The sequence below is a fragment of the Ruminococcus sp. genome, assembly GCF_019423705.1.
Lineage (GTDB): Bacteria > Bacillota > Clostridia > Oscillospirales > Ruminococcaceae > Hominimerdicola.
In genome coordinates, this window is sequence record NZ_JAHZAX010000008.1 from 1 (window position 1) to 22566 (window position 22566).

Genomic DNA, 22566 nt, shown 5'->3' on the forward strand with positions numbered 1-22566 from the left:
TATTTGTTACAAAGTGAGCCTGCCAAGCAACCTCAACGATGAAACGGATAGCCATTCTTGTATCCTTGTTAGCGCCGCAGAATGCATCAACTACGAAAAGTCTCTTGTTTGAGAGCTCCTTGATAGCCAGCTCCTTAACAGACTTCCAAGCCTCCTGTGAAGCAGGGTGATTGTCGTTCTTATACTCATCGGAAGTCCACCATACAGTATCCTTTGAATTCTCGTCAACAACGATGAACTTGTCCTTAGGTGAACGGCCTGTGTAAACGCCTGTCATTACGTTTACTGCGCCAAGCTCACTCACCTGACCCTTTTCATAGCCCTCGAGTTCAGGCTTTGTCTCCTCCTCGAACAGCTGCTCATAGGAAGGGTTGTAAACAACTTCTGTCGTGCCGGTAATACCGTACTTGCTCAAATCAATTTTAGACATTGCAATAACTCCTTTTCTAAAAATTTACGTCAGTAAGCGCCATAATGAAACTATCCACCCACACGCATTCATTTTCTTTCCTTAACAAAACCACTATGCAAAAGCCTGCATTTTCAGCAAACTTATGAACGAAATTCAGCGTATGGTTATTCGCTCCTATTACAGCAATATAATTATACCACATATTTTTACGAAATGCAAGCTTTCATATTTATTTTGTGGGCGATTTTTTTATATTTTGTTTAAATCTATACCGATTTTCTATGAATAAAAGTTAATTTATGTAAAATGCTGCCTTTTTTAAAGATATTGACTATTATCAAACGTAAAAAGCAAAAATGCAATCCGGCCATATACCAAATTGCATTTTCTATATCAAATCATATAAAATGCTCCCACGTCTGCAAGGTCACTTGTCTGTCAATTCAAATCTTATGCTGTGCATATCAAGACCGTTTTGTGCGAAATAAATCCTAAACGTGGTAAAGCGTGAGAACATCGGCGTCTCCTTTGAGATCGAAACAGGCTTGCCGTTTGTGCCGTTGAAAGTGAACGTTCCGCTTGCCGTGCCCATATTGAAAAGGGTCATAGGTATCTGCGCAAGCTCGCTCTGAGTTGAGCTTGCCGTAACTGTCACCTTGTAAGTGCCGAAGTTTGAAAGATCAAGGGCAAAGCTGTAAGAAGTGCCCTTTTGCGTAGGTATATCGCTGAGGTCGATGGTGATATCCCTGTCCACCTTGTAGAACTGAACAGGCTTGTCGTCCTCCTGAACGTCCGCCTCACGATTGATGACCTTTACAGGCTCGTCAACGCCCTGGGCACGCTTCAAGGCATTTGTGCCAAGCAAAAAGCCGCAGATGTTGGCGGCGTTGCGCTGAAGTTCTGCCCTTTCGATCGTGCCGCTTTCAAGCGCCGCAAGAGTGTTGTCGTTGTTCTTTTCGCCGTCTGGGCAAACCATATAAACGTCGTTCTGCGCACTTGCCATTGCGGCGAAGTCGGTCTTGTCGGGCTCTTTGCCACGAACATTTATATTCGCCCACCAGTCCGTCATCGTGAAGCCCTTAAAGCCCCACTCCTCACGGAGAATGACTGTATTAAGGTCAAAATTGCCAGCCGTCCACAAGCCGTTTACGCTGCCGTATGTCGTCATAACCGACGAAGCGCCACCCTCTTTGACCGCAATCTCAAAGCCCTTGAGGTAAATTTCCCTCAGCGCTCTTTCCGATACAACGGAGTCGATATAATGCCTGTTGGTCTCACGATTATTGGCGCAAAAGTGCTTTATCGTGCCCGTCACGCCGACAGAATTCATACCCTTAAGCTCTGCGGCAGCCATTTTTCCTGTAAGGAATGGGTCTTCCGAAAAATACTCAAAGTTTCTTCCGTTGAGTGGGTGACGATGAATGTTCATACCGGGGCCAAGGAGGCAATCCACCTTGTTTGCGGTCATTTCAAGACCCATAAGAGTGAAAAGCTCCTGAGCAAGTTCCTTATTAAAAGAGGAAGCTATCATCGTGCCGTTTGGCAGGCTGAACGCCTTTGTGCCGCAGTCAAGCCTCATACCCGATGGGCCGTCAGAGCAGCAGCCTGCTGGGATACCGAAAGCGTTGAGATCTTCCGACACACCGCCGAATGCCGAAGCCGTTCCTGCGGTAACTCTCGGGCTGCCCATTCCCTCGCCCCTTATAATGCAGGACAGGTCGTAGTCTGAAAGCTGGGCGATGAATTCGTCCATTGTGTTTTTGCCGTTCTTAACGTCCCAAAGTTTTATGCCCTTGTCACCAGTATAGGCGATCTCTCTCGGCAGCTTTTCAATGCGCCTTGCGGCTTCATCCACCTGCGATGTTGGCACGCTCACTTTTGATATCTCATAACCGCCGTCCTTGCAAACAGGCTTTATGCGCTCAAAGTCTTCAACAGGTGCAAGCGCCTGCGTGAGCTTCTCAGTCACGATAGTCTCAGCCTGCTCGTAACTGCAAGCGTACTTTGCGCTTCTCACGTCCGTGCCGAGATAGAATCTATACTCCCCTGCTTCAAGAACATAGCAGGACTTATTGCCCGTCACCCCTGCGTCATCATAAGAAGCAAGCTTTGCTATATCAGCCGTTATCTCGATAATCTGCTCCTCATTGGTTGCAAGCTCTTTGGTCTTTTCAAAGCCGCAAAGCACCCTCGCCGCCTTGCCAAGCTTGCCCTGCGGCGCTTCACAATAAAGCTGGATAACTTCCTTTCCGCTGTAATCGCCAACATTTTTCACCGATACCGAAAGCTTAGCAGCGCCCTCAGCTATCTCCGCCTTTTCCATCTTGACCTCAAACTTTGTGTATGAAAGTCCAAAGCCGAAAGGATACATCACCTTGTCCTTTGCGAAAGTCTCGAAATAGCGATAGCCGACATAAATATCCTCGGCGTAGATATCCTTATTTTCAGTCTTGCCAAAATTTGCGTCAGAGGGATAATCTGAAACATTATATGCGATAGTGTCGGGAAGCTTTCCGCTCGGGCTGACCTTTCCTGTAAGGACGTCCGCCGTGCCCTTGCCGCCTGTCATTCCGCCCTGCCAAACATAAAGCACAGCGTCGGGTGATATCCTGTTTATGTCAGTCATATCAATAATGTTGCCCACATTGAGAAGCAATACCACCTTTTCGAAATTTTTCCTAACAGCCGTGAGCATTGCGATCTCGTCAGCGCTGAGCAGATAAGAACCGGCTTCAAGCCTGTTGTCCTGCTCCTCGCCTGCGGTTCTGCCTATTATAACGATAGCGGTCTCGCAGCTCTGAGCAGTCTCTTTCACAAGGTTTTCGTCAAGAGGCATTTCCTTCTGCGACCAAGGCTCGCCTCCCCAGCCCTCACCGAGATCAAACGGATTTTCCTTGTCCCACTTTTTATATGTATCAAGCAGCTTTTGATTTACCTTAACGCCGTTGTCAGCAAGCCCGTCAAGAATGTTCACGACCTTTGAAACATTCACCATTCCGCCCGAACCAGTTCCACTTTTATAATAATGAAACTGGATACGTCCGAAAACGGCAACTTCCTTTGTCGTATCAAGTGGCAGAGCGCCCTTTTCATTTTTGAGCATTACAACGCCCTCAGAGACCATTTTCGCCGCAGTTTCAAGATATTTATCCCAATCAAGTATTCTTTCTATACCATTTTTATTTTCCATAGCTTTCACCTTTCTTATTTGTGACCATTTGATTTTCAAGGTGTATTATAGCACAACAAATAGCCGCTTTCAATAAAGATACTATGAACAATGGGTTTATTTTCTGCTTATTTGGCGACAACGATAAGAGCCGCAAAGACTTCTCCCTGCGGCTCTTTAACTATATTTTTATCCGTTTTGCTGTCCTTTTTTATGCGCCCTCGTTATAACTTATATCGCACACCGCAACATTGACAACAGGGTCAATGTCAGAAATGTCAATTCCGTACTGATACGGGTTATAATTAAAAGTCTCGCTGTCCGTCTGCGCTTGCATTCTCTTGTATGTTTCATCAAGCTGTTCGTCAGTCAGATCAAAGCCGAACCACCACACTCTGCCGTTTATATTCGCCGACACAATGCGGTCTCTGTCGGTGTTTGAAAGATACATAAGCGGCTTTTCGCCCAAGGCTTCACAAAGCTGATTATAAGTCATACCAACATAAATATCCTTTGTGAGATATGCGCCGCTGTAAAGTTCCACCCTTGTGACAGGCTGACTTTTGTCAACATAGCCCGTGCCTTTTTCGGTATCATAAGCCGCCCTGCCGAAATGATACTGCGCAAACGCCCCACATTGATACATCGAGTTATAGCCTTGCTGAACGAAGGTTGGATAAACAAGTTCATAGCTTTCCCCTGCAAGGTCAAGCATTTCGCCGACTGTCTTTGAGAAAAACTGCTCCCCCGTGAAATCCTGCCCAGGCATAACCCTGCTTGCAGGCTGAGTTTGTGTGTCCTGCGGCTGTGTGGTCTGAACGCCTGTTGAAGTCGTTGTCGTCACCGCAGGAAGCGTCTCCGCCGCACTTGTCACCACCTCAGCCGTGGAAGTCTCCGCTCTGCTGGTTTCTGAATAGTCCTGCTCTTTTTTGCTGTCAGCAAACGAAATGCTGTCCGAATAGCTCTCCTCATCAAAACTGTCGGCAATGCTGCTGTTTTCGTGTATGCCGAAGCCGTCTCTGCTGATTGCATTAAGCGATATTGGAATGCTCACCGCAACAGCCAGCGCCGCCGCAATGCCTGCTGTTTTAACGGCAATAGAGGAAGGCTTTGCCGCAGGCGTCACCGCAGCAGCCGCAAATTTCGGCGATATGGTATCTCTCAGCATAACGCTGACAGGCACAGCCGAAAGCACGCCGCCCTCAAAAATGCGCTCGATCTCTTTTTTGATCTTGCCCCTTGCCTTGAAAAGCTTCTGCTTTGCGGCGTTTTCCGAAATGCCAAGCACCTCCGCCACCTTTTTCATCGACATTCCGTCATAATAATATAGTATCACCGCCGAGCGCATATCCGCTTTCATTGTGTCGATCACCTCTTTAAGGCTGCGTTTTAGCTCACGGCTGTCTGCATAATCGTCGGGCAGCATAACCGTATCATCTGCGTGAAGATCAGCCTCAGCGGTGTCGTCAAGGCTCACGCTGTCGTTTTTGCTCTCCTCACGAAAATACATTCTGCACTTGTTGAAAGCGATAGAATGAAGCCAAGTCTCGTAATTCTCATCATTTTTCAGCGTGGATATCTTCTGCATCGAGGCAAGAAAAGCCTCCTCGGTGATATCCTCTGCTGTGTGCTTATCCCCCACATTTTTCAGCACAAAGAAGTAAAGCTTGTCGTGATAAGCCTTGTAAAGCTGCTCAAAAGCTTCCCTTTCCCCAGCCTTTGCCCGTCCGACTATCTTTGCCATTTCATTCTTGTTCATCATCGTTAGTTGCCCCCTTGAAAAATTTCCGCATAAGCCTGCGCATACTGTTTTCGACCTCTTCGTCAGTCATTTTCACATCATCGTTCATACTTTCCAGTACCCAGAAAATGACGTTGCTGATATTTCTGATCTTCATAATTCTATTATGCCTGCTCCGATTTTTTCGGACAGCTTGCGTTCTTTCTGCCCTTCTGTTATTTAGTTGCACAAAGCCCCAATGCGTTACCGCTTTTCCGATAATTTTTTATCTTTTTGTATAACTGCACAAAATCGCCTTCGTATCTCTGTTTAATTATACCACAGCTTTTCACTATAAGCAACAAGACCGACCGCAGTAATGCCGCAGTCGGTCTTGTAAATGCTATATATTGTAATGTATAAATATCACGCCTTGATATCCAATTCTATACATTCCGTGTCGCTAAGCTTGCAGCTAAGCTCGTCTGGCTGGTGTGTGCCTGCATAAAGTGTGAAATCTTCGCAGAATTTTCCACGTTCGCCGCTGTCCGAAACTGTCGTGAACGCCTTGTCGGCAATGGCTATCTCAAGCGTCACGTCCTCTCCATTTCCAATATGCACACGCTTGAAACCACAAAGAACTGGGTTCTGCGCAGCGTATCGGCACTTCGCCTTGATATAAAGCTGGATAACATCGTCAGTAGCTTCGCCGCCATTGTGCGCCGTAACGATCGCCTTGCCGTCCTTGTACTCAAGGCCTGTCACAGTCACATTGCCGTATGTCAGACCATATCCGAAAGGATAAAGCACATTGTCACGGGTGTAGCGATAAGTCCTGCCCGACATCGAATAATCGGTGAAATCAGGGAGCTTTTCTGCGCTTTCATAGAAGGTCACAGGCAGCTTGCCCGATGGCGAAACATCGCCGAAAAGTATATCCGCCAAAGCCTTTCCGCCCTCTGAACCCGGATACCAAGCGTGGATAAGTGCGTCGGCGTCAGCTTCGGTATTGATGGAACTTCCTGCGGCGCAGACGATAACAACAGGCTTGCCAAGCGCCATTATACGCCTTACAAGCTCACGCTGGCTTTCGGGCAAAAGCAGTCCGCCCTTGTCTCCCGACGAAAATTCATTGCCCGTGTCGCCCTCTTCGCCCTCGATGGTTGCGTCAAGTCCAAGGCAAAGCACAGTCAGATCGGCGTTGTCAGCGGCAGCTTCCGCCTCAGCGTATCTGTCACCAGCCTGCGCAAGACCTGATACTCTGTCCTTATAAAGGTGGCAGCCCTCGGCATAAAGCACTCTGCCCGAAAATCTGTCCTCAATGCCCTCGAGGAACGTCACATATCTGTCCGCCGTGCCGTTGTAATTGCCCTCAAGAGCCGTTCGGCTGTCTGCGTTAGGGCCGATCACAGCGATAGTTTTGACCTTGTTTTCGTCGATAGGCAAAACGCCGCTGTTTTTCAAAAGCACCATCGACTTCTTGGCACAATCATAAGCTATCGCCTTGTGTTCGGGACTTGAAACAACGCTGTATGGGATATTATCATACTCTGTTGCCTTATCGAACATACCAAGCCTTATCCTTGTGCGCATAAGCTTTACGCAGGAACGGCGGATATCATCTTCCGTTACAAGCCCCTTTTCAAGAGCCGAAAGCAGGTTCACATAAGTGCAGCCGCAATTGACGTCGCAGCCTGCTTTCAGCGCCATTGCAGCCGATTCAACAGGCGATGATGTAACCATATGGTGCTCGTGAAAATCCCTTATCGCCCAGCAATCGGACACGAAATAGCCGTCAAATTCCCACTCTTTCAGCTTGCCCATAAGAAAGTCGCTTGCGCAGGAAGGCTCGCCGTTGACACGATTATACGCACCCATTACGCCCTCGACCTTTGCATTTTCTACCAGTTCTTCAAAAGCGTAAAGATAGTTCTCCTCCAAGTCTTTCGCCCCAACTTCGGCGTTAAATTCGTGCCGCAGAGCCTCAGGGCCGCTATGTACAGCAAAGTGCTTTGCACAGGCGGCAGTCTTGAGCACATCGCCCTCGCCCTGCAAACCTTTCACATAAGCCTTTCCACACTCCGCCGTGAGAAACGGGTCTTCGCCGTAAGTTTCGTGACCTCTTCCCCAACGTGGGTCACGGAAAATGTTTATATTTGGCGCCCACAGGGTCAAGCCCTTGTAGATATCCCTATCTCCACGCTTTGAATACTCGTTGTATTTCGCCCTCGCTTCGGTGGAAGTAACGTCAGCGGCATTGTGTACAAGCTCGGTATCGAACATCGCCGCAAGACCGATCGCCTGCGGGAACATCGTGGCAGTTCCGCTTCGTGCCAACCCATGTATGCCCTCGTTCCACCAGTTATATTCGGGTATTCCCAGCCGCTCCACCGCAGGAGCGTCGAACCGAAGCTGAGAAGCCGCCTCTTCGATAGTCATTTTCTCTACCAACGCCTGCGCCCTCTCCTGCGCCGACAGACTTTCGTCAAGATATTTTCTATATTCTGTCATAATGATTCCTTTCGTGATCTATGGTTCTATGCGGCTTGGCAGCCGTTTCTTTGCTTGTTTATATTATAGCGCATTTGGTGGGAGAAATCAAGGGGGAAAATCACATCTAAAAGAGAAACGCCGTGACAAGATCACTCTCATCACGACATAAAAATCAGGTCAATAAAATCAAACCAACATCACGTTATCGTCAAGCAAAAAGCACTCCTGCTCAACTGTTCCGTGGCTTTGTGCAATGGCTTTTATCACATCATCGAACATAAAATAATCTTCATCATCACACAATCTCAGCAGCTTTTCAATATACTCGTCTGAACGTTCAAGAAGCCTGTGCGAATGATCTTTATGCGCTTGCGCAGACATATTCATCGGCTGAAGTTCAGATATGATATTTTTCTTTAATCTAACGAACATTTTAAATCCACCATAGTCTATATCTGCCCAAAAGTATATCGGTATACCTTTTGCAGCGCTATGAATGATCTTAAAAAACTTACCTCTCTGCGGACTGTAAAAACCGCCGTGAAAAACCACAAGTTCGTCTGCCCGTTTACTTTTCAAACAATACTCAGAGTAATTTGTCTTGTTTTCAATGAAAATTATCCTGTTTACGCCTTTTACCTCCGCCAACAGTATCTCCTCAACGCAGTCTCCCGAAATACACGAACCATTTTTTATCGGCGAAAAATCCACCGTTCCGTCCTTGAATTTGACAGCTAAATTCCCACAAAACTCAAATATCTCGGGCATCATAACGACACCAAGCTGCTGCAATATCTCACGCTCAGAAAGTTCATCATTTTCACGCAGGTCTGGTTCGTATTTTCTTGCTATATCTACGATATACTTTTTTATGTTCCGCTCAAAATATTTTGAATCGCTGTAAAGCTCAATGCTGAATGTACGCATTGAAACGCTTTTACCGTTAAGTTTGTCGATCTCGCCAAGGGCTGAAAGTATCTCACGCACGATCTTTATGTCCGAACGCCATATGCCTGTAGGCTTGTTTTTAACTTTAATGTTATCGTACTGAGAGCGCAGATATTCACTTATCCAGCCTGTTGTGATACTATTCAATAGCTGATTTATCGCACCAAGAACATCTTTCACCTCATCGTTTCTCGATCTTCTGCCCAAATAGGCATAAACGCTGTCAACATTATCAAGTATGAGCCATATACGATCGGCAACCAAATCCTTGCGCTCCCAATCGCAGTCAATAAAGTTCTTTGCCTTCAATTCAGTAATATCAGAAAGGAACTGCGCATTTTCACTAGGTTCTGTGACATCTATGAGATCTCTGCAACGCACGATCACCCTTTTAGTAAATGCCGTTCCATCAGAATAATGCTTGCTGTTCTCATAGCTGTCGATAAGCTTATTAAGTATCCTACTCTGATAATTCATCTATGCTGTCACTCATTTCTTTTGTCCATTCCGTTATTTTTGAAGTATAACCGTTTCTGCTTTGTCCCTTGACAACAAACAAAGTTTTGTCAGCCAATGGCGCAATATAGTCTATTTTTTCAGACGAACACAGTATAGCCTGCAATTTAAAATGCTTGAGAAGTTTAACGCTTTCCTCAATTCTTTCGGGGTCCATTTTGTTGAAAGCTTCATCAAATATCACAAGTCTAAACGTATTGCCTTTTTCCTTTGTGTCATTGACCTTATAAAGCTGTGCAAAGGAAGCCAACACGGCAATGTAAAAAGGCGTCTGAGTTTCTCCGCCCGATTTTGTAAATATCGACTTTGAAAGTCTGTCTGTTCTGCCATTGCTGTCTGTTGAAAAAAGATCAAATGAAAGATAGGTCTTATATTTGCTGAAAATCTCTATATTATTATTAGCTTTTTCGCCGTCATTATCAGAAAGACTTATTATCTGTGAAAACAGGCTGTCAAGCGTGCTTTGATATTTTGACGTAAAGTCATAAGAAAACAGAGTTGCGTCGCCGCTCATAAGCAGATCCGACATTATCATATCATAGTATTCACGATATGCAGGGTTGGGCTCGACCTTAAAACGATATGTGTCATTGCCGAACTTTGCCTCTCTCAACGCCCTGTTAAGGTCGTCGATACGTTTATAAGTCTCCTCAATATTTCTTTTCAGCTTATACAAAAAGTCGCTCTTGAACTGCTCCATAGCGTCGATCTTTGCCTTTTCGATCTGCTCACGATACTTTGGCAGCTCTGTGTCCTTTATCTTTACATACTCTTTCTCATAAATTTCATTGCTGTCTGTGTTCTGATAGTCAAATGATAAATTTTGTGCACGGTTAAAGTCCACCCTAAGATCAATAAGCTTTTTTATCTTATCCTGCAAAATAGTTTCAGTCTGCTTCAAAGGCGAAACAAAAGCCTCTTTTATAGCCTCAGGCGTTTTGCGGTTTTTCAGCTCGATATCATAAGAATTAGCCTTCGTGGTGCTTATGTATTCCTCGTCATATATATCGCTTAACAGATTTTGAGCATCTGTGATCTCACTTTTTATCTTCGGTATGGTCTCATTGATAAGCTGCGCCTTTTTACCTTCACAACCTTTGATCTCACTGTATATATCTTCTTTATTTTCACGAGCACTGTCTATCTCTTCGCCCTTCTGCTTAATACTGCTTTCCATATCGCCCAACCAATTGAAATCTATCTTATTGAATGTGTATACCCATTCTTTAAGAGCATTTTTGTATTCCACAAGGTCTGCCGATGTTTGAAAAGCGCTTTTTGCCGCCGATGAGATATAATCGCTGGTCAAAAACCATTCGCCGTTTATAGGTGCAAGGGCATTGACCGCACCGCTTATGAGCAGGATATCACTTTTGACTTCTTCCAGCTCACGCTCTTTCAATTCTATCTGCTTTTCAATAGAACCTCTTCCGATATAAGGATTTTGATACGCCTGTTTGTTAAGAGAACCAACAGAAAATCCGCTGTAAGTCATACACTCTCTCGTGACAGATTTTTTATGATCTCTTATCCGCTTATCATCATAACAGCGTGTTACGCCGCCCATAAGAAATTCAGCATAAGCCTTTGCATATTTGTTTTCAGATGATACGACTTCCGCAAGATTGCACTCCGCCAAATTTCTGTGCGCATTAAGCACCTTTTCGCAGTCAACTATCCTGTATTCATATGCTTTTATGTCGTGGCGAACTCCCTTGTAAATATGATATGCGTCCTCAAAATATTCGGGCGCTATTATCAAATTCATTCTCTGCGTATTAAGGTAACCCTCAACAGCATTGTGCCACTCTTCGTCCGTTATGTCGATAAGATCAGCAAAGAAATCCACCTGCACCGAATGTCCGTGCAGCTTGTAAAGCTCGGTTGAAATAACGTCCTTGAACCGCTGCGCCCTTTCGGGATATTGCATTACTCCCTTTTTCAGCTTGGCAATAGTCTCTTCAAGCTGCTTTTTCCTGTCATTTAAACTACTATGTCTGCTTATAAGATCAGAAATTATCGGCATAAGATATTCTTTCAGCAGATTGAATTGCTCGTTGATATTTTCCAAAAACGCAACAGAATACTCATCAAGTCCATCTTCTCGAATATTTCCGAGTCTTTCAAGCATTTCGCAAAGCTTGTCCGCAAGTTCAACGAACTGCTCTGAGTTCTCCTTTGCCTTTGCCGCAGAAATTATCGCTATCCATTTCTCGCAGTTTCGCCGTATGTTTAAAACGAACTGACTTATCTCATTATCAGCCTTTTGTATCAGTTTTTCGTATCTTGCAATATCCTCTTTGATCCTGTCGCCATCTTTGTCACGCCAGTATTCATCTTTTTCTTTCGTAAGCTTCTCTTTCTCTTCCTCAAGCTTAGCAATAAGCTTTTGCAGATCGTTATACTCCCGAGTATGATCTTCAATATCTTTGCCGTACTGCTCTATTTGCTTTTCAGCATTGCAAAGCTGAACTTTAAGTGTTTCAAAGCTTGCATAGTCTATCAAAAATTTCTGACGCTTTTGCTGAGCCTTATAACGCTCCACCTCACCATAAGCGGTTCTTATCGTTTCGAGAGCCGCAAGCTTCTCCTCAAAAGCATTTGCGATCTGCTCTTGCCTCATATAATAAGCGATATTTTCCTGCATTGATGCTGTGTCAATGTCATCTTCAATATCGCAAACATTCTCCGTTATAAAGCGTTCAATATCGTTTATCGGCTCAAAAGATATGGCCTTTTTCAGCATTGAAAACATTTTGCTTTCGTGAACATTAAGTCTTGTACGCACGTCTTCCCTATATGTCTCCACTGTGCCTGTTATTGTATATCTGTTCTGAGAATGGTTTGCCTTTAAATATTCCGCCAGCTTAATAGTATTAATAGCTGTCTTGTTTTCGATAAAGTGATTTTCCGGTATCCTATCTTTCATATAGAAAAAGCGCTTTCTGATCTCGCTTCCGTCAGCGTAGCTGTCAAACGCCGCACCAAGACAAAAATATTCGTCCCTTATATCGTCATATATTTCAACTACGATATATGTTGTAAAATTCTGTCCGCCACGCTTGCTCTTGTTTCCGCTCTCAACGTCCTCTCCAAGAGAGCCAATAAGATAGCTTTTAAGCGTTCTTTCTGATTTTTTGTTTGCCGCTCTGTTAAATGCGCTGGAACGTGTCTCGCCCATAAGCACTACCTGCAAAGCGTCAATAACCGTAGACTTTCCCGCAGTATTCTTTCCTGTCAAAAAGTTTATATCGCCGAAATCTACGATCTGTTTGTCAAAATAATGCCAGTTTATCAGCAGCAACCTATTCAGTCTCTTCATCAGAAACCTCCTTTTCCAGCTCCAGCGTTTTGCAAATGCTCTTACATTTTTCATTTGACACCGCAAACATTATTGACGGCAATATCATCAGTCTGCAATCATAATCAGTATAACTTTCACCGAGCCTGTATATCAGATTATGTGCTTCAAGTATCCTGAATGTTTCTTTCAGGTCAAGCTGCGTGGGCTTTTTCTTATATATCGAAAAGTCGTTTACGATCTTTCCGATTATCTCAGCAACAGTCGTACAAACATCATTTGAGGAGCTTGCTTGTATACGCTTCTCTTCATAGATCACTCTCATTGCTATGATAACAACAGTCGTCAGCTTGTCAAGCTTCATTTTATTCATTCCGTCAACATTCTCAATGCGTATCACACCATATTGCTTGTCTTGATATATCCGCCAACCTATCATACTGAAATAACCATAAAATAGTTCAAAACGGCGTTCAACAAAAAGATAATCTTTCGATATCCTATGTTTATCGTCGTCCCTCAGCAAATAAGTCGATGACATAAGATAGTTTGCAAGCCTAGCAAATTCAGCCTTTTCTTTGTCGGGCATATTCGCTATTTTGATAAGATCATCTTCTAAGCTCATTTTTTGACCTTCTTTCTGAAAACAATATCGGGTATCTCGTATCCGTCGTGATTTATGCAGCCATCATTTACTTTGATAACATAATCGCTGCCACGATCTCCTGCATATGCCACTGATAACATTGTCATAATATACGCTTCATCGTCATTAACACCAATGTCAGCCGTGCTTATCTCATCTTTGTCGCCAAACATTTTACTCATAAACTTCATTACATTTTTTCTTCTATATTTGCCCTTCATAAGACCCATCGCTTCGGCACGGGCGTTGGCTTCAAGCTCGGCGTCATCCTCGATAATAACAGTTGAAGGCTCATTGTGACGAACTCCACGCTTTCTTTCATACAAGCTCTCCTCGCTGATATAACCAAGATCATAAAGTTCAAATGACTGTGAAAGCATATCAACAGCCATATCCGATGTATCCTCATCAGCAATGTATTTCATCAATGATATGAGATTACCCTTGACAGTCTGGTCAGAATTGATAAGATAATCTATCTTCTGTGTGGTGGCTCTTGTATAATGCCTGTTTTTGTCGTCTATAACACTTATGTAGTCACGTTCAAGACTGTTATATGTATCAAGTATATAGTATATTTTTCGCTGAACGTCTTCATAACATTTGTCTCTTGTGTCAAATTTTTTTGCTGAAAAAGCATAGTCTGCCAAAGAGTCTAACACTTCATCATCGACCAGCCAGCTTTTCAATATCATCTCGATAGGGTGCTTGTATTTCGGTACCGAGTCACGAATTTTCAAAGGCTTGAGGATTCTCTCAGCTATCTCCTGTCTGAACATATCATAATGCAGGCTCAGAACATTGTTTACATTTATGGCGTCGATAAGCTGTTGATTATATGCCGTTATCCCGTGATATGCAGACTTTAAACTCTCAACAAGCTGCTCTGTACGGTTTGCACCATCATATAACGCCGCATACAACTCAAATGGCTCACGTTCATTATCCGCCATTTTTAAAGATGAATAAGTAGAATACACATAGGCGAAATTTTCCTGTTCCTCATAATGAGTAAGATCATACAGCAGCTGTATTATTTTGATACTATAACTAGGCAGAGTGACATAGTCAACAAAGTCCGCTTCCGTCTCAATGAATATCCATTCATCTGTCTTTAATTTTCGGACAATAAAATGTGCCTTTCCTGAAAGAGAATATTCATTCTCAAGCAGCTTTTCATCAGAAAAATCCGCATTGATAATATCGTCCTCAAGAGAAGATATCAGCATTGAAATAAGCTCGTCTTTCGATATCTGAAGATGTATCTTAAAAGCGTCCAGCAGCACGAACAGCGCCTTTACATACAAGCTCTTGTTTGGCGACACCAAGATAGAAAACAAATTCTCGGGCACAACATCATATAAATTCATCACATCACCTCTTCATACAAAATACAAAAACAGCTTGATATCGCTTGTTATGAAATTTTATCCAATTGCATTATATCATATTTTCTAGTATTTCGCAAGCAGTTTTGATTATTTATTTCAATTTTTTATATATTTTTTGTGCAAGTTTTACTTAAGATACAAGAAAAAAGCAGTTAAATGATATGATGATAATATCATTTAACTGCTTTTATTGCTATTTGTTTGTCAACGGCACTTAGAATGTTGCCTATCGAGTACCATTTCACGTCCAATTTGTATATCTACACCCCAAAAACGCCGCAGCGGAAAACCCACAACGGCGTTGATTCTTGGCGCAGATGAAGAGATTTGAACTCTTGCGATGGTATTACCATCCTACCGCATTTCGAGTGCGGACCCTTCAACCACTTGGGTACATCTGCATTGAGTGTGCAATGTCACACTCAGAACGTTTTTATTATACACTACTTTCAAGAAAAAATCAACCCCTTTGAGCAATTTTTTTCTCCGTCCTTGCAAAATTCAGTTGAAAATGAAAATATCAGGGGTGAAAAACGTGAACGCAACAAATAAACCGAACAGCACCAGCATTATGTTGAACCCTGCAATGTTCCCCGAAAAGCAGTCACGACAAACATAGGAACAGTACGCCGCTATCGCCGCAGACAGCACGAACAGCCCTATATCCGCCCACAAAAAATTGTCCCCTGCAATGGCTGTATAGCTGTAAAACGCCGCCACCGTGAACACCATTCCAAGCAAAATGCCCACCGCTTTCGCCGTGATAAGGCTTCCCGTCCGCCTGCGCAGAAAAATATACTCAATGCCGCCAAACGCCAGTGCAGGAAAATACAAAAGCTTCAAATGCTCCCACACGCTCTCGTTTATGGGCGAGAATACCCCCACAGCTGCCCTTTCGCCGCTCCAGCCGTAAACAAAATGCAGCAGCGAGCCTGCCAGTACGATGAATATAAAGTCTGCGATCTCCCAATTTCTTGCTCTGGTCATAATATCACCTCTTAATGTGATATTACCCCATTCCCCTTGCAAATTATGTCAAATCCAAAAAGCGGCGCTGAAAAAATTCCAGCACCGCCATATTTTGATATTAAACTATTAAGCAATTATCCGTGATTTTGCTTTGCCACAACGCTTTCGCCGCAGTATATCTGACGAAGCTTCGGCTTCTCGATCTTGCCCGTCGGGTTTCTCGGAATGTCCGCAAAAATTATCTTGTGCGGTCTCTTGTATCTCGGAAGCTTCTGACAGAATTCCATTATCTCCTCTTCCGTGCAAGGGTGATCGGGCTTGAGCTCTATTATCGCCGCTGCGATCTCGCCAAGTCGCTGATCTGGCAGACCGATTACCGCCACGTCTCTGATAGCAGGGTGGCTTCTGAGGAAGTCCTCGATCTGTACAGGATAAAGATTTTCGCCGCCGCTGATGATAACGTCCTTCTTGCGGTCAACGAGGAAAATAAATCCGTCCTCGTCCTCCTGCGCCATATCCCCCGTGAAAAGCCAGCCGTCCTTCAAAGTCTCCGCAGTAGCCTTCGGGTCTCTGTAATAGCAGGTCATAACACCGGGACCTTTTACGCAAAGCTCGCCCACTTCGCCACGCTTCACAGTATTGCCCTTATCATCAACTATCTTGACCTTCCAGCCAAAGCCTGCCTTGCCTATTGCACCTACCTTGTCAATGTTATCCACACCAAGGTGTACGCAGCCAGGGCCGATAGATTCGCTAAGGCCATAGTTGGTATCATATTTGTGGTTGGGGAAAACCTTCTTCCAGCGTGCGATAAGAGACGGTGGAACAGGCTGCGCACCGATGTGCATAAGTCGCCATTGTGAAAGCTCATACTTTGAAAGTGTCACCTCGCCGCTGTCGATAGCGTCAAGGATATCCTGCGCCCAAGGCACAAGAAGCCATACGATGGTGCATTTCTCCCTCGATACCGTGTCAAGGATAAAGTCAGGCTTTACGCCCTTGAGAAGCACAGCCTTACCGCCCGATATAAGGCTGCCGAACCAATGCATTTTCGCACCTGTGTGATAAAGCGGAGGAATACAAAGGAATACATCGTCCTTGGTCTGACCGTGATGATTCTGCTCAACTCTTGCGGCGTGCATAAGGCTCTCGTGATTGTGCAGGATAGCCTTCGGAAAGCCTGTTGTGCCTGACGAGAAGTAGATAGCCGCATCGTCCTCATCAGTAAGCTCTATGTACGGAGTAGTGCTTGCGCAGTTTGCCGTGAGCCTGTCGTAATGCTCAGCAAATGAAGGACAGTTCTCGCCAACATAGAAAAGCAGTCTGTTCTTGCTTATCTCCTCGGCGATCTCCTCAACTCTTCCGATAAATTCCGGGCCGAATACAAGAATATCCACCTCGGCAAGGTCAAGACAGTATTTTATCTCCTCGGGAGTGTATCTGAAATTCAGCGGCACTGCAAGCGCACCCGTCTTGAGGATACCAAAATAAATAGGCAGCCATTCAAGACAGTTCATAAGCAGGATACCCACCTTGTCACCCTTTTTTACCCCACGGGATAAAAGCAGGTTCGCAAAACGGTTTGCCTTTTCGTTGAAAACGCTCCAGGTTATCTCACGGCGATAATGACAGACAGGGTTAGGCTCGATAAGCTCATATTCCTTCCAAGTCACACGTCTTGTCTCCCTTATCTCGGGGTTGACTTCCACAAGCGCCACGTCGCCGCCGAATTCTCTTGCGTTGCGCTCCAATATATCGGTAATTGGCATAATAAACTTCCTTTCGCAGATAAAAGCCTTAAAGCTTTAAAATCATAATACAAATAATAGTTTACCACATTTCACTCTTAATGTAAAGAGCTTTTCTACCGCCAATTCGCACAAAAACGCTATGGTTTTGTTGTATAATAAAACCATAGCGTTTATATAGAAAGTATAATTGAGCGTGTTATAAAGAAAATAATTTTATTCAAATATTATAGTCATATTATAAGTCCGTGTCTGTCCATTAGGGTGCTCCATTTTAATGCGCACATCAGTCCTGCTGTCCTTTGCACTATATGCGTTAATGGTATATTTATCAAAGGAGATATCAATATTATCGCCACCAACAATATCGACAGAAGTAAAATAGAAGTCAGAGTAATTAGCGTCCATTATTGTAGTTGTATAACCTTTTCCTGCCCATTGTTGCAATGGTATTGAAGGTTCGTACAAATATGTAGTTGTCGTCGTATTCTCTTTCTTAGTAGTCGTGGTAGTCGCAGCCTCAGTTTTGCGCTGAGTGGTGGTTTGGGGAGCTTCCGTCTGCGCAGGTTCTACATAGTCATCATCATAATTGTAACCGCCGTTGTTATTGTTGTCCTCAATATATCCATTGTCGCCGCCAACCTGTTTGGTCTGCTGAATGGTCTCAGCCTCGGTCTTTTTAGTCGTCGTTGTGGTTTTGGACTTGCTTTCGGTGGTGGTCTTTTTTGTGGTGGTCGTCTCGGTGGTGGTGGCAGTCGTGGTTGTCGTGGTGGTGCTGCTCACGCTTTCGGACGTGGTTGAAGCAGTCGTTGCCTTAGTCGTCGCCGCCGCAGATGAACTGTCGCTGACATCGCCGCAGCCCACAAGCCCAGCCACCAGCATATTAACTATCGCCACAAACAAAACCATTTTCTTCATACTATTGCGCATAATGTCACGCTCCCTATACTTCATTGTGTTAATTATACATTATTCGCCTTTTTTTGTCAAGCCTTTTGAAAAAGTTTGACAAACATATTCACTAGTGATATACTATTACAAATGTCAAGCTGTTGAAAAAGCACAGATAACCACAATTTTGTGGTGTAGGGGACGTCCTCGACGTCCCACTCGCTCTGCGCCTTTTTTCGACCAGCCAATATATCAATCAAGCAAACTATGGAGGAAATCAAATTGAAATTAAAGGAAGGACGTTTTATAAAAAGTCTGCGCAGTATGTTCAGCCTCCGCTGGGATATGGCAGACCCCGAAGAGATACATAACACCATAACCGCAGGGGCAAAGCTTCAAGGCACCAATATGTGTATCCTAATGCTGGCAATACTCATCGCCTCGATCGGTCTGAATATGAATTCCACCGCCGTAATAATCGGCGCAATGCTCATCTCGCCACTTATGGGCGGCATCACAGCTATCGGCTACGGCATTGCCACAAATGACCTTTCGCTGTCAAAAAGCGCCGCAATACGCCTTGGCATACAGGTGGTCATCTGCCTTATCACTTCGACGATCTATTTCACAATTTCGCCAATCACCACAGCCTCGTCCGAGCTTCTCGCCCGAACCACTCCAACGGCTTGGGACGTTCTCATCGCCCTCTTCGGCGGACTTGCCGGCATAATCGGTCAGACCCGAAAGGAAAAGAGCAACGTTATCCCCGGCGTGGCGATCGCTACCGCCCTTATGCCGCCACTCTGCACCGCAGGCTATGGCCTTGCAAGACACCGCTTCGATTATTTCAGCGGCGCAATGTATCTTTTCTTTATCAACAGCTTTTTCATCTGCCTCGCCGCTATCCTCGTCTTGAAGCTTCTAAGGCTTCCCCACGGCAATGACATCAATCCAAAAGCTCTCAAAAAGATACACCGCAATATCGCCGTTATAGCTATCGTCACAATGCTCCCCAGCATTTACCTTGCCTACGATATCGTAAACACACAGGTGGATACCAGCAGCGCAGAGCGTTTTATCTCCGACGCTTTTGACTTTGAAGGCACACAGATAGTGCAGAAAACTATCAGCACCGATGATAAGCTTATCGAGGTTGCGCTTCTCGGCAAAAAGATAAGCGCCGATGAGACAAAAGAGCTGCAAAACGAACTGAAAGATTACGGCTTGAAGGGCTACAAGCTGGTAATCACCCAGACCGAGGTAGAAAAGGGCGTAACCGCCGAGGAAGTCGAGAGAATGCTCGAAGAAAACTCCGACAACGAGGAAACTCAAAACAAGGTAGCGCAGGTGCTCGCTCAAAAAGAAAATGACGAGCTAAAGCAGGAAAATGAAGATCTCAAAGCCCAGCTTGAAAGCTATCAGAATTACAATATCGACGTCAGCGACGTTGCCGAAGAGCTTTCGATAGTCTATCCGCAGATAACAGGCGCAGCTGCAGGCCATATGAACAGCCATTCCGTGGGTTCAAGCTCCTCAGTCACAGGCATAACGGTGGTGCTTTATGAAAACAAAGCCCTCTCCGACAGCCAGCTCACCACAGTAACAGAATTTCTCAAAAAGCGCCTTGACGTTACAAATGTCACAGTTATCCAGCAGGTGGAGCAAACGACTGCCGCCAAGACCGAAAAAACTGAGAAAACAGATAAAACAGAGAAAAAGAATTGAAAAAATCAATGAAAACCCCTTGCAATCTCTGAAAAGATGTGTTATAATATATTAAAATGTATAATTATGTTTTGGAGGATTTAAAATGAGCGTAATCGAGATCGTTGCAGGTGCGCTGCTTATTATAGCCAGCCTCGTTATCATACTTGTTGTTCTTGCACAGGATACCAAAGAGCAGGGTCTTACTTCTGCTATCGGCGGTGGATACAATGATTCATTCTACGGAAAGAATGGTTCAAACACAAAGGACGCCAAGCTTAACAGACTGACAAGGATCAGCGCAATATTGATCTTTGTGATAACACTTGCTGTCAATATCATTTATCAGATCAAGAAATAATTGATTGCCCTGCTCCGTGCAGGGCTTTTTCATTGTTGGAATGTAAAATCGAAAAACTGGGGAAAAATAAGAGTAAAAAGAATATAAAAAGTATAAAGAAAGGAAATTTATGAAGATAGATTATAAAAAACTTATTTACAGCAAACTGAAAAAAGCAGGCAAGAAGCCGCTTAAATTCAAAGAACTTTTGAAGCTCTGCCGCTGCAAGGGCTTTGACTTTGACAAGTTCACAAAAGCGGTGGAAAAAATGAAAAAGAACGGCGAGATCATGGAGGACAAATTCGGCTTCCGTATCGTTGACCCGAAAAAATTCGTCAAGTGCGAGGTCACAAGGCTCAACAAGACCTATGGCTTCGTGAAAAATCTCAGCACCAATGAGGAGATTTTCGTCGTTGGCAAGCTTCTTAAGGGCGCAATGCCCCACGATATCGTCCTTGTAAGAACATTCCAAGGCGAGGGCGCTTCACTCGAGGGCGAGGTAATGTCCATTGTGGAGGAGAATTTCTCCAAGTTCACGGGCGAGCTGGTCAGCGAGTTCGGCGTGCTGAAGATCGTGCCGGACGTGCTTTCAAAGTACGCAATGCCATTCGATAACCCAATGCGCCTTGAGCTCCACAAGGGCGACAAGGTGGTCGCACAGATAACAAAGCGTGGCAATAAACATTCCGAACACCGCTGCGAGATAGTTTCAAGCTATGGCAGTTCGCTGAAAGCTTCTTCCTGCGCCCTTAGTATCCTTGAAGTCAACGGCCTGACCCCTGTTTTCCCGAATGAGGTCATCTATGAAGCCAAGGTTATGTCCGATTATTCCAAGATCGCCGAGGAAGCCCCAAACCGCCTTGACCTCCGTGACAAGCCTATTTTCACTATCGACGGCGCTGATACAAAGGATATCGACGACGCTATCTCCGTTGAAAAGACCAAGGACGGCTATCTGCTTGGCGTTCATATCGCCGACGTTTCCCATTATGTCCGCCCGAAATCCCAGCTTGATAACGAAGCTTTCAAGCGTGGCACCAGCGTTTATTACGCAAACCGAGTTATCCCAATGCTGCCGAAAGAGCTTTCTAACGGCATTTGCTCCCTCAATCCGCAGGAAGATCGCCTTGCATTCTCCTGCCTTTGCGACCTTGACAAAAAGGGCAATATCAGAGAATACAAGTTTGCAAAATCAATTATCCGCTCCCGTGTAAAGGGCGTATATTCCGAGATAAACGAGCTTCTGAGCGGCTGCGCTTCCGATGAAGTCTGTCAAAAATACGCCGAAGTCCTCGACCAGCTTCCTATTATAAAGGAGCTTGCGGATATCCTTTACAAAAACAAAAAGGACAGAGGCGCACCCGAACTTGAGACCGCCGAAAGCAAGCTTCTTATCAACGAAGAGGATATATGCGTCGGCGTTGCACAGCGCACAAGAGGCCGCAGCGAGGAGATAATAGAGGACTTTATGCTTATCGCAAACGAGTGCGCAGCCCGTTTCGGTACGGATAATAACCTGCCTTTTGTATATCGTATCCACGAAGAGCCTTCCGCCGAGAAGCTCGACTCCCTCAAGGAAGCCCTTGCCAAGCTGAACGTTCAGTATAAACTTGGCGAAACAGCCACCCCTGCGGATATGTCCGCAATTCTCGCCGCTTCAAAGGGCACGGATATTGATATGATAATGAACAATATCGTGCTGAGAAGTATGTCAAAGGCAAGATATGACACCGAGCCTGTCGGTCATTTCGGACTTGCGCTGGAAGATTATGCACACTTCACCTCGCCTATAAGAAGATACCCCGACCTCACTATCCACAGGATTATGTCGGAATTTCTCAGCGGCACAACAGCTGAAGAATGTGCGACAAAGTTCAACAAGTTCGTTTACGCTTCCGCCGATCAGTCCACAAAGACGGAGCTCACCGCAATGCAAGTTGAGCGCAGCTGCGAGGACTGTTACAAGGCCGAGTATATGAGCGCACATATCGGCGAAGAGTTTGAGGGCACAGTAGTTTCCGCCGTTGAGTTTGGCGTGTTCATCGCCCTGCCGAACACCTGCGAAGGACTTCTCCATACAGACAATATGACCGACGGCGAATATGTCTGCGACGATATGGTGAGCCTTAAAAATCTCACCGACGGCACGGTCTATCGTGTCGGCGACCCTATCAGGGTCAAGGTCATAAACGCCAACGTTAATTCAGGCAAGATAGATTTCGCACTTGCAGGGCTGGACGAAGAATAACATTTACACAATACAAAAAGGGAAACTTCCGCAAAAGAAGTTTCCCTTTTCTGTTATATTTCTGCTATTC

15 protein-coding genes and 1 tRNA gene are annotated in these 22566 nt (G+C 44.8%); 3 read left to right on the forward strand and 13 right to left on the reverse strand.

Features of this window, described 5'->3' with window-relative positions; all coding sequences use genetic code 11:
• The 13 genes from QZ371_RS07615 to QZ371_RS07675 all read right to left on the reverse strand — a co-directional run.
• On the reverse strand, positions 1-430 hold a 430-nt coding region (locus QZ371_RS07615; RefSeq protein WP_295211313.1), incomplete at its 3' end, for a phosphoenolpyruvate carboxykinase (ATP).
• A gap of 409 nt (positions 431-839) precedes the next feature.
• Positions 840-3602, reverse strand: a complete 2763-nt coding sequence (locus QZ371_RS07620) for a glycoside hydrolase family 3 C-terminal domain-containing protein (RefSeq protein ID WP_295211316.1) — start codon at positions 3600-3602, stop codon at positions 840-842.
• Between the two features lie 190 nt (positions 3603-3792).
• The gene (locus QZ371_RS07625; RefSeq protein WP_295211317.1) at positions 3793-5343 is read right to left on the reverse strand and encodes a sigma-70 family RNA polymerase sigma factor; all 1551 of its coding nucleotides are present in this window, start codon (positions 5341-5343) and stop codon (positions 3793-3795) included.
• Positions 5327-5479 (reverse strand): hypothetical protein, encoded by a 153-nt coding sequence (locus QZ371_RS07630; protein WP_295211319.1) that lies wholly within the window; start codon positions 5477-5479, stop codon positions 5327-5329. The genes QZ371_RS07625 and QZ371_RS07630 overlap by 17 nt, the downstream gene beginning before the upstream one ends.
• 248 nt (positions 5480-5727) lie before the next feature.
• Complete coding sequence (locus QZ371_RS07635) at positions 5728-7812, reverse strand: glycoside hydrolase family 3 C-terminal domain-containing protein (RefSeq protein ID WP_295211322.1); 2085 nt, start codon at positions 7810-7812, stop codon at positions 5728-5730.
• A gap of 168 nt (positions 7813-7980) precedes the next feature.
• Complete coding sequence (locus QZ371_RS07640) at positions 7981-9219, reverse strand: Wadjet anti-phage system protein JetD domain-containing protein (protein ID WP_295211324.1); 1239 nt, start codon at positions 9217-9219, stop codon at positions 7981-7983.
• Positions 9203-12580 (reverse strand): SbcC/MukB-like Walker B domain-containing protein, encoded by a 3378-nt coding sequence (locus QZ371_RS07645; protein ID WP_295211327.1) that lies wholly within the window; start codon positions 12578-12580, stop codon positions 9203-9205. Before QZ371_RS07645 ends, QZ371_RS07640 begins: the two co-directional genes overlap by 17 nt.
• Positions 12564-13184, reverse strand: a complete 621-nt coding sequence (locus QZ371_RS07650; RefSeq protein WP_295211329.1) for a DUF4194 domain-containing protein — start codon at positions 13182-13184, stop codon at positions 12564-12566. The genes QZ371_RS07645 and QZ371_RS07650 overlap by 17 nt, the downstream gene beginning before the upstream one ends.
• Complete coding sequence (locus QZ371_RS07655; RefSeq protein WP_295211332.1) at positions 13181-14575, reverse strand: Wadjet anti-phage system protein JetA family protein; 1395 nt, start codon at positions 14573-14575, stop codon at positions 13181-13183. The genes QZ371_RS07650 and QZ371_RS07655 overlap by 4 nt, the downstream gene beginning before the upstream one ends.
• Positions 14576-14905: 330 nt before the next feature.
• A tRNA-Ser gene (locus tag QZ371_RS07660) sits at positions 14906-14997 on the reverse strand.
• 100 nt (positions 14998-15097) lie between these two features.
• Complete coding sequence (locus QZ371_RS07665) at positions 15098-15583, reverse strand: DUF6512 family protein (protein ID WP_295211335.1); 486 nt, start codon at positions 15581-15583, stop codon at positions 15098-15100.
• A gap of 116 nt (positions 15584-15699) precedes the next feature.
• Entirely contained in the window at positions 15700-17334 is a 1635-nt protein-coding gene (locus QZ371_RS07670; protein WP_295211337.1) for a class I adenylate-forming enzyme family protein, read from the reverse strand.
• Positions 17335-17529: 195 nt separating this feature from the next.
• Entirely contained in the window at positions 17530-18243 is a 714-nt protein-coding gene (locus QZ371_RS07675; RefSeq protein ID WP_295211339.1) for a hypothetical protein, read from the reverse strand.
• Between the two features lie 243 nt (positions 18244-18486).
• Here QZ371_RS07675 and QZ371_RS07680 point away from each other — a divergent pair, with 243 nt between their 5' ends.
• From QZ371_RS07680 to rnr, 3 genes are all read left to right on the forward strand, one after another.
• Positions 18487-19929 (forward strand): DUF389 domain-containing protein, encoded by a 1443-nt coding sequence (locus QZ371_RS07680; protein WP_295211342.1) that lies wholly within the window; start codon positions 18487-18489, stop codon positions 19927-19929.
• 85 nt (positions 19930-20014) lie between these two features.
• Positions 20015-20269, forward strand: a complete 255-nt coding sequence (gene secG / locus QZ371_RS07685; RefSeq protein ID WP_295211344.1) for a preprotein translocase subunit SecG — start codon at positions 20015-20017, stop codon at positions 20267-20269.
• A 109-nt stretch (positions 20270-20378) separates the two neighbouring features.
• Entirely contained in the window at positions 20379-22496 is a 2118-nt protein-coding gene (gene rnr, locus QZ371_RS07690; protein ID WP_295211347.1) for a ribonuclease R, read from the forward strand.
• Positions 22497-22566: the final 70 nt, after the last annotated feature.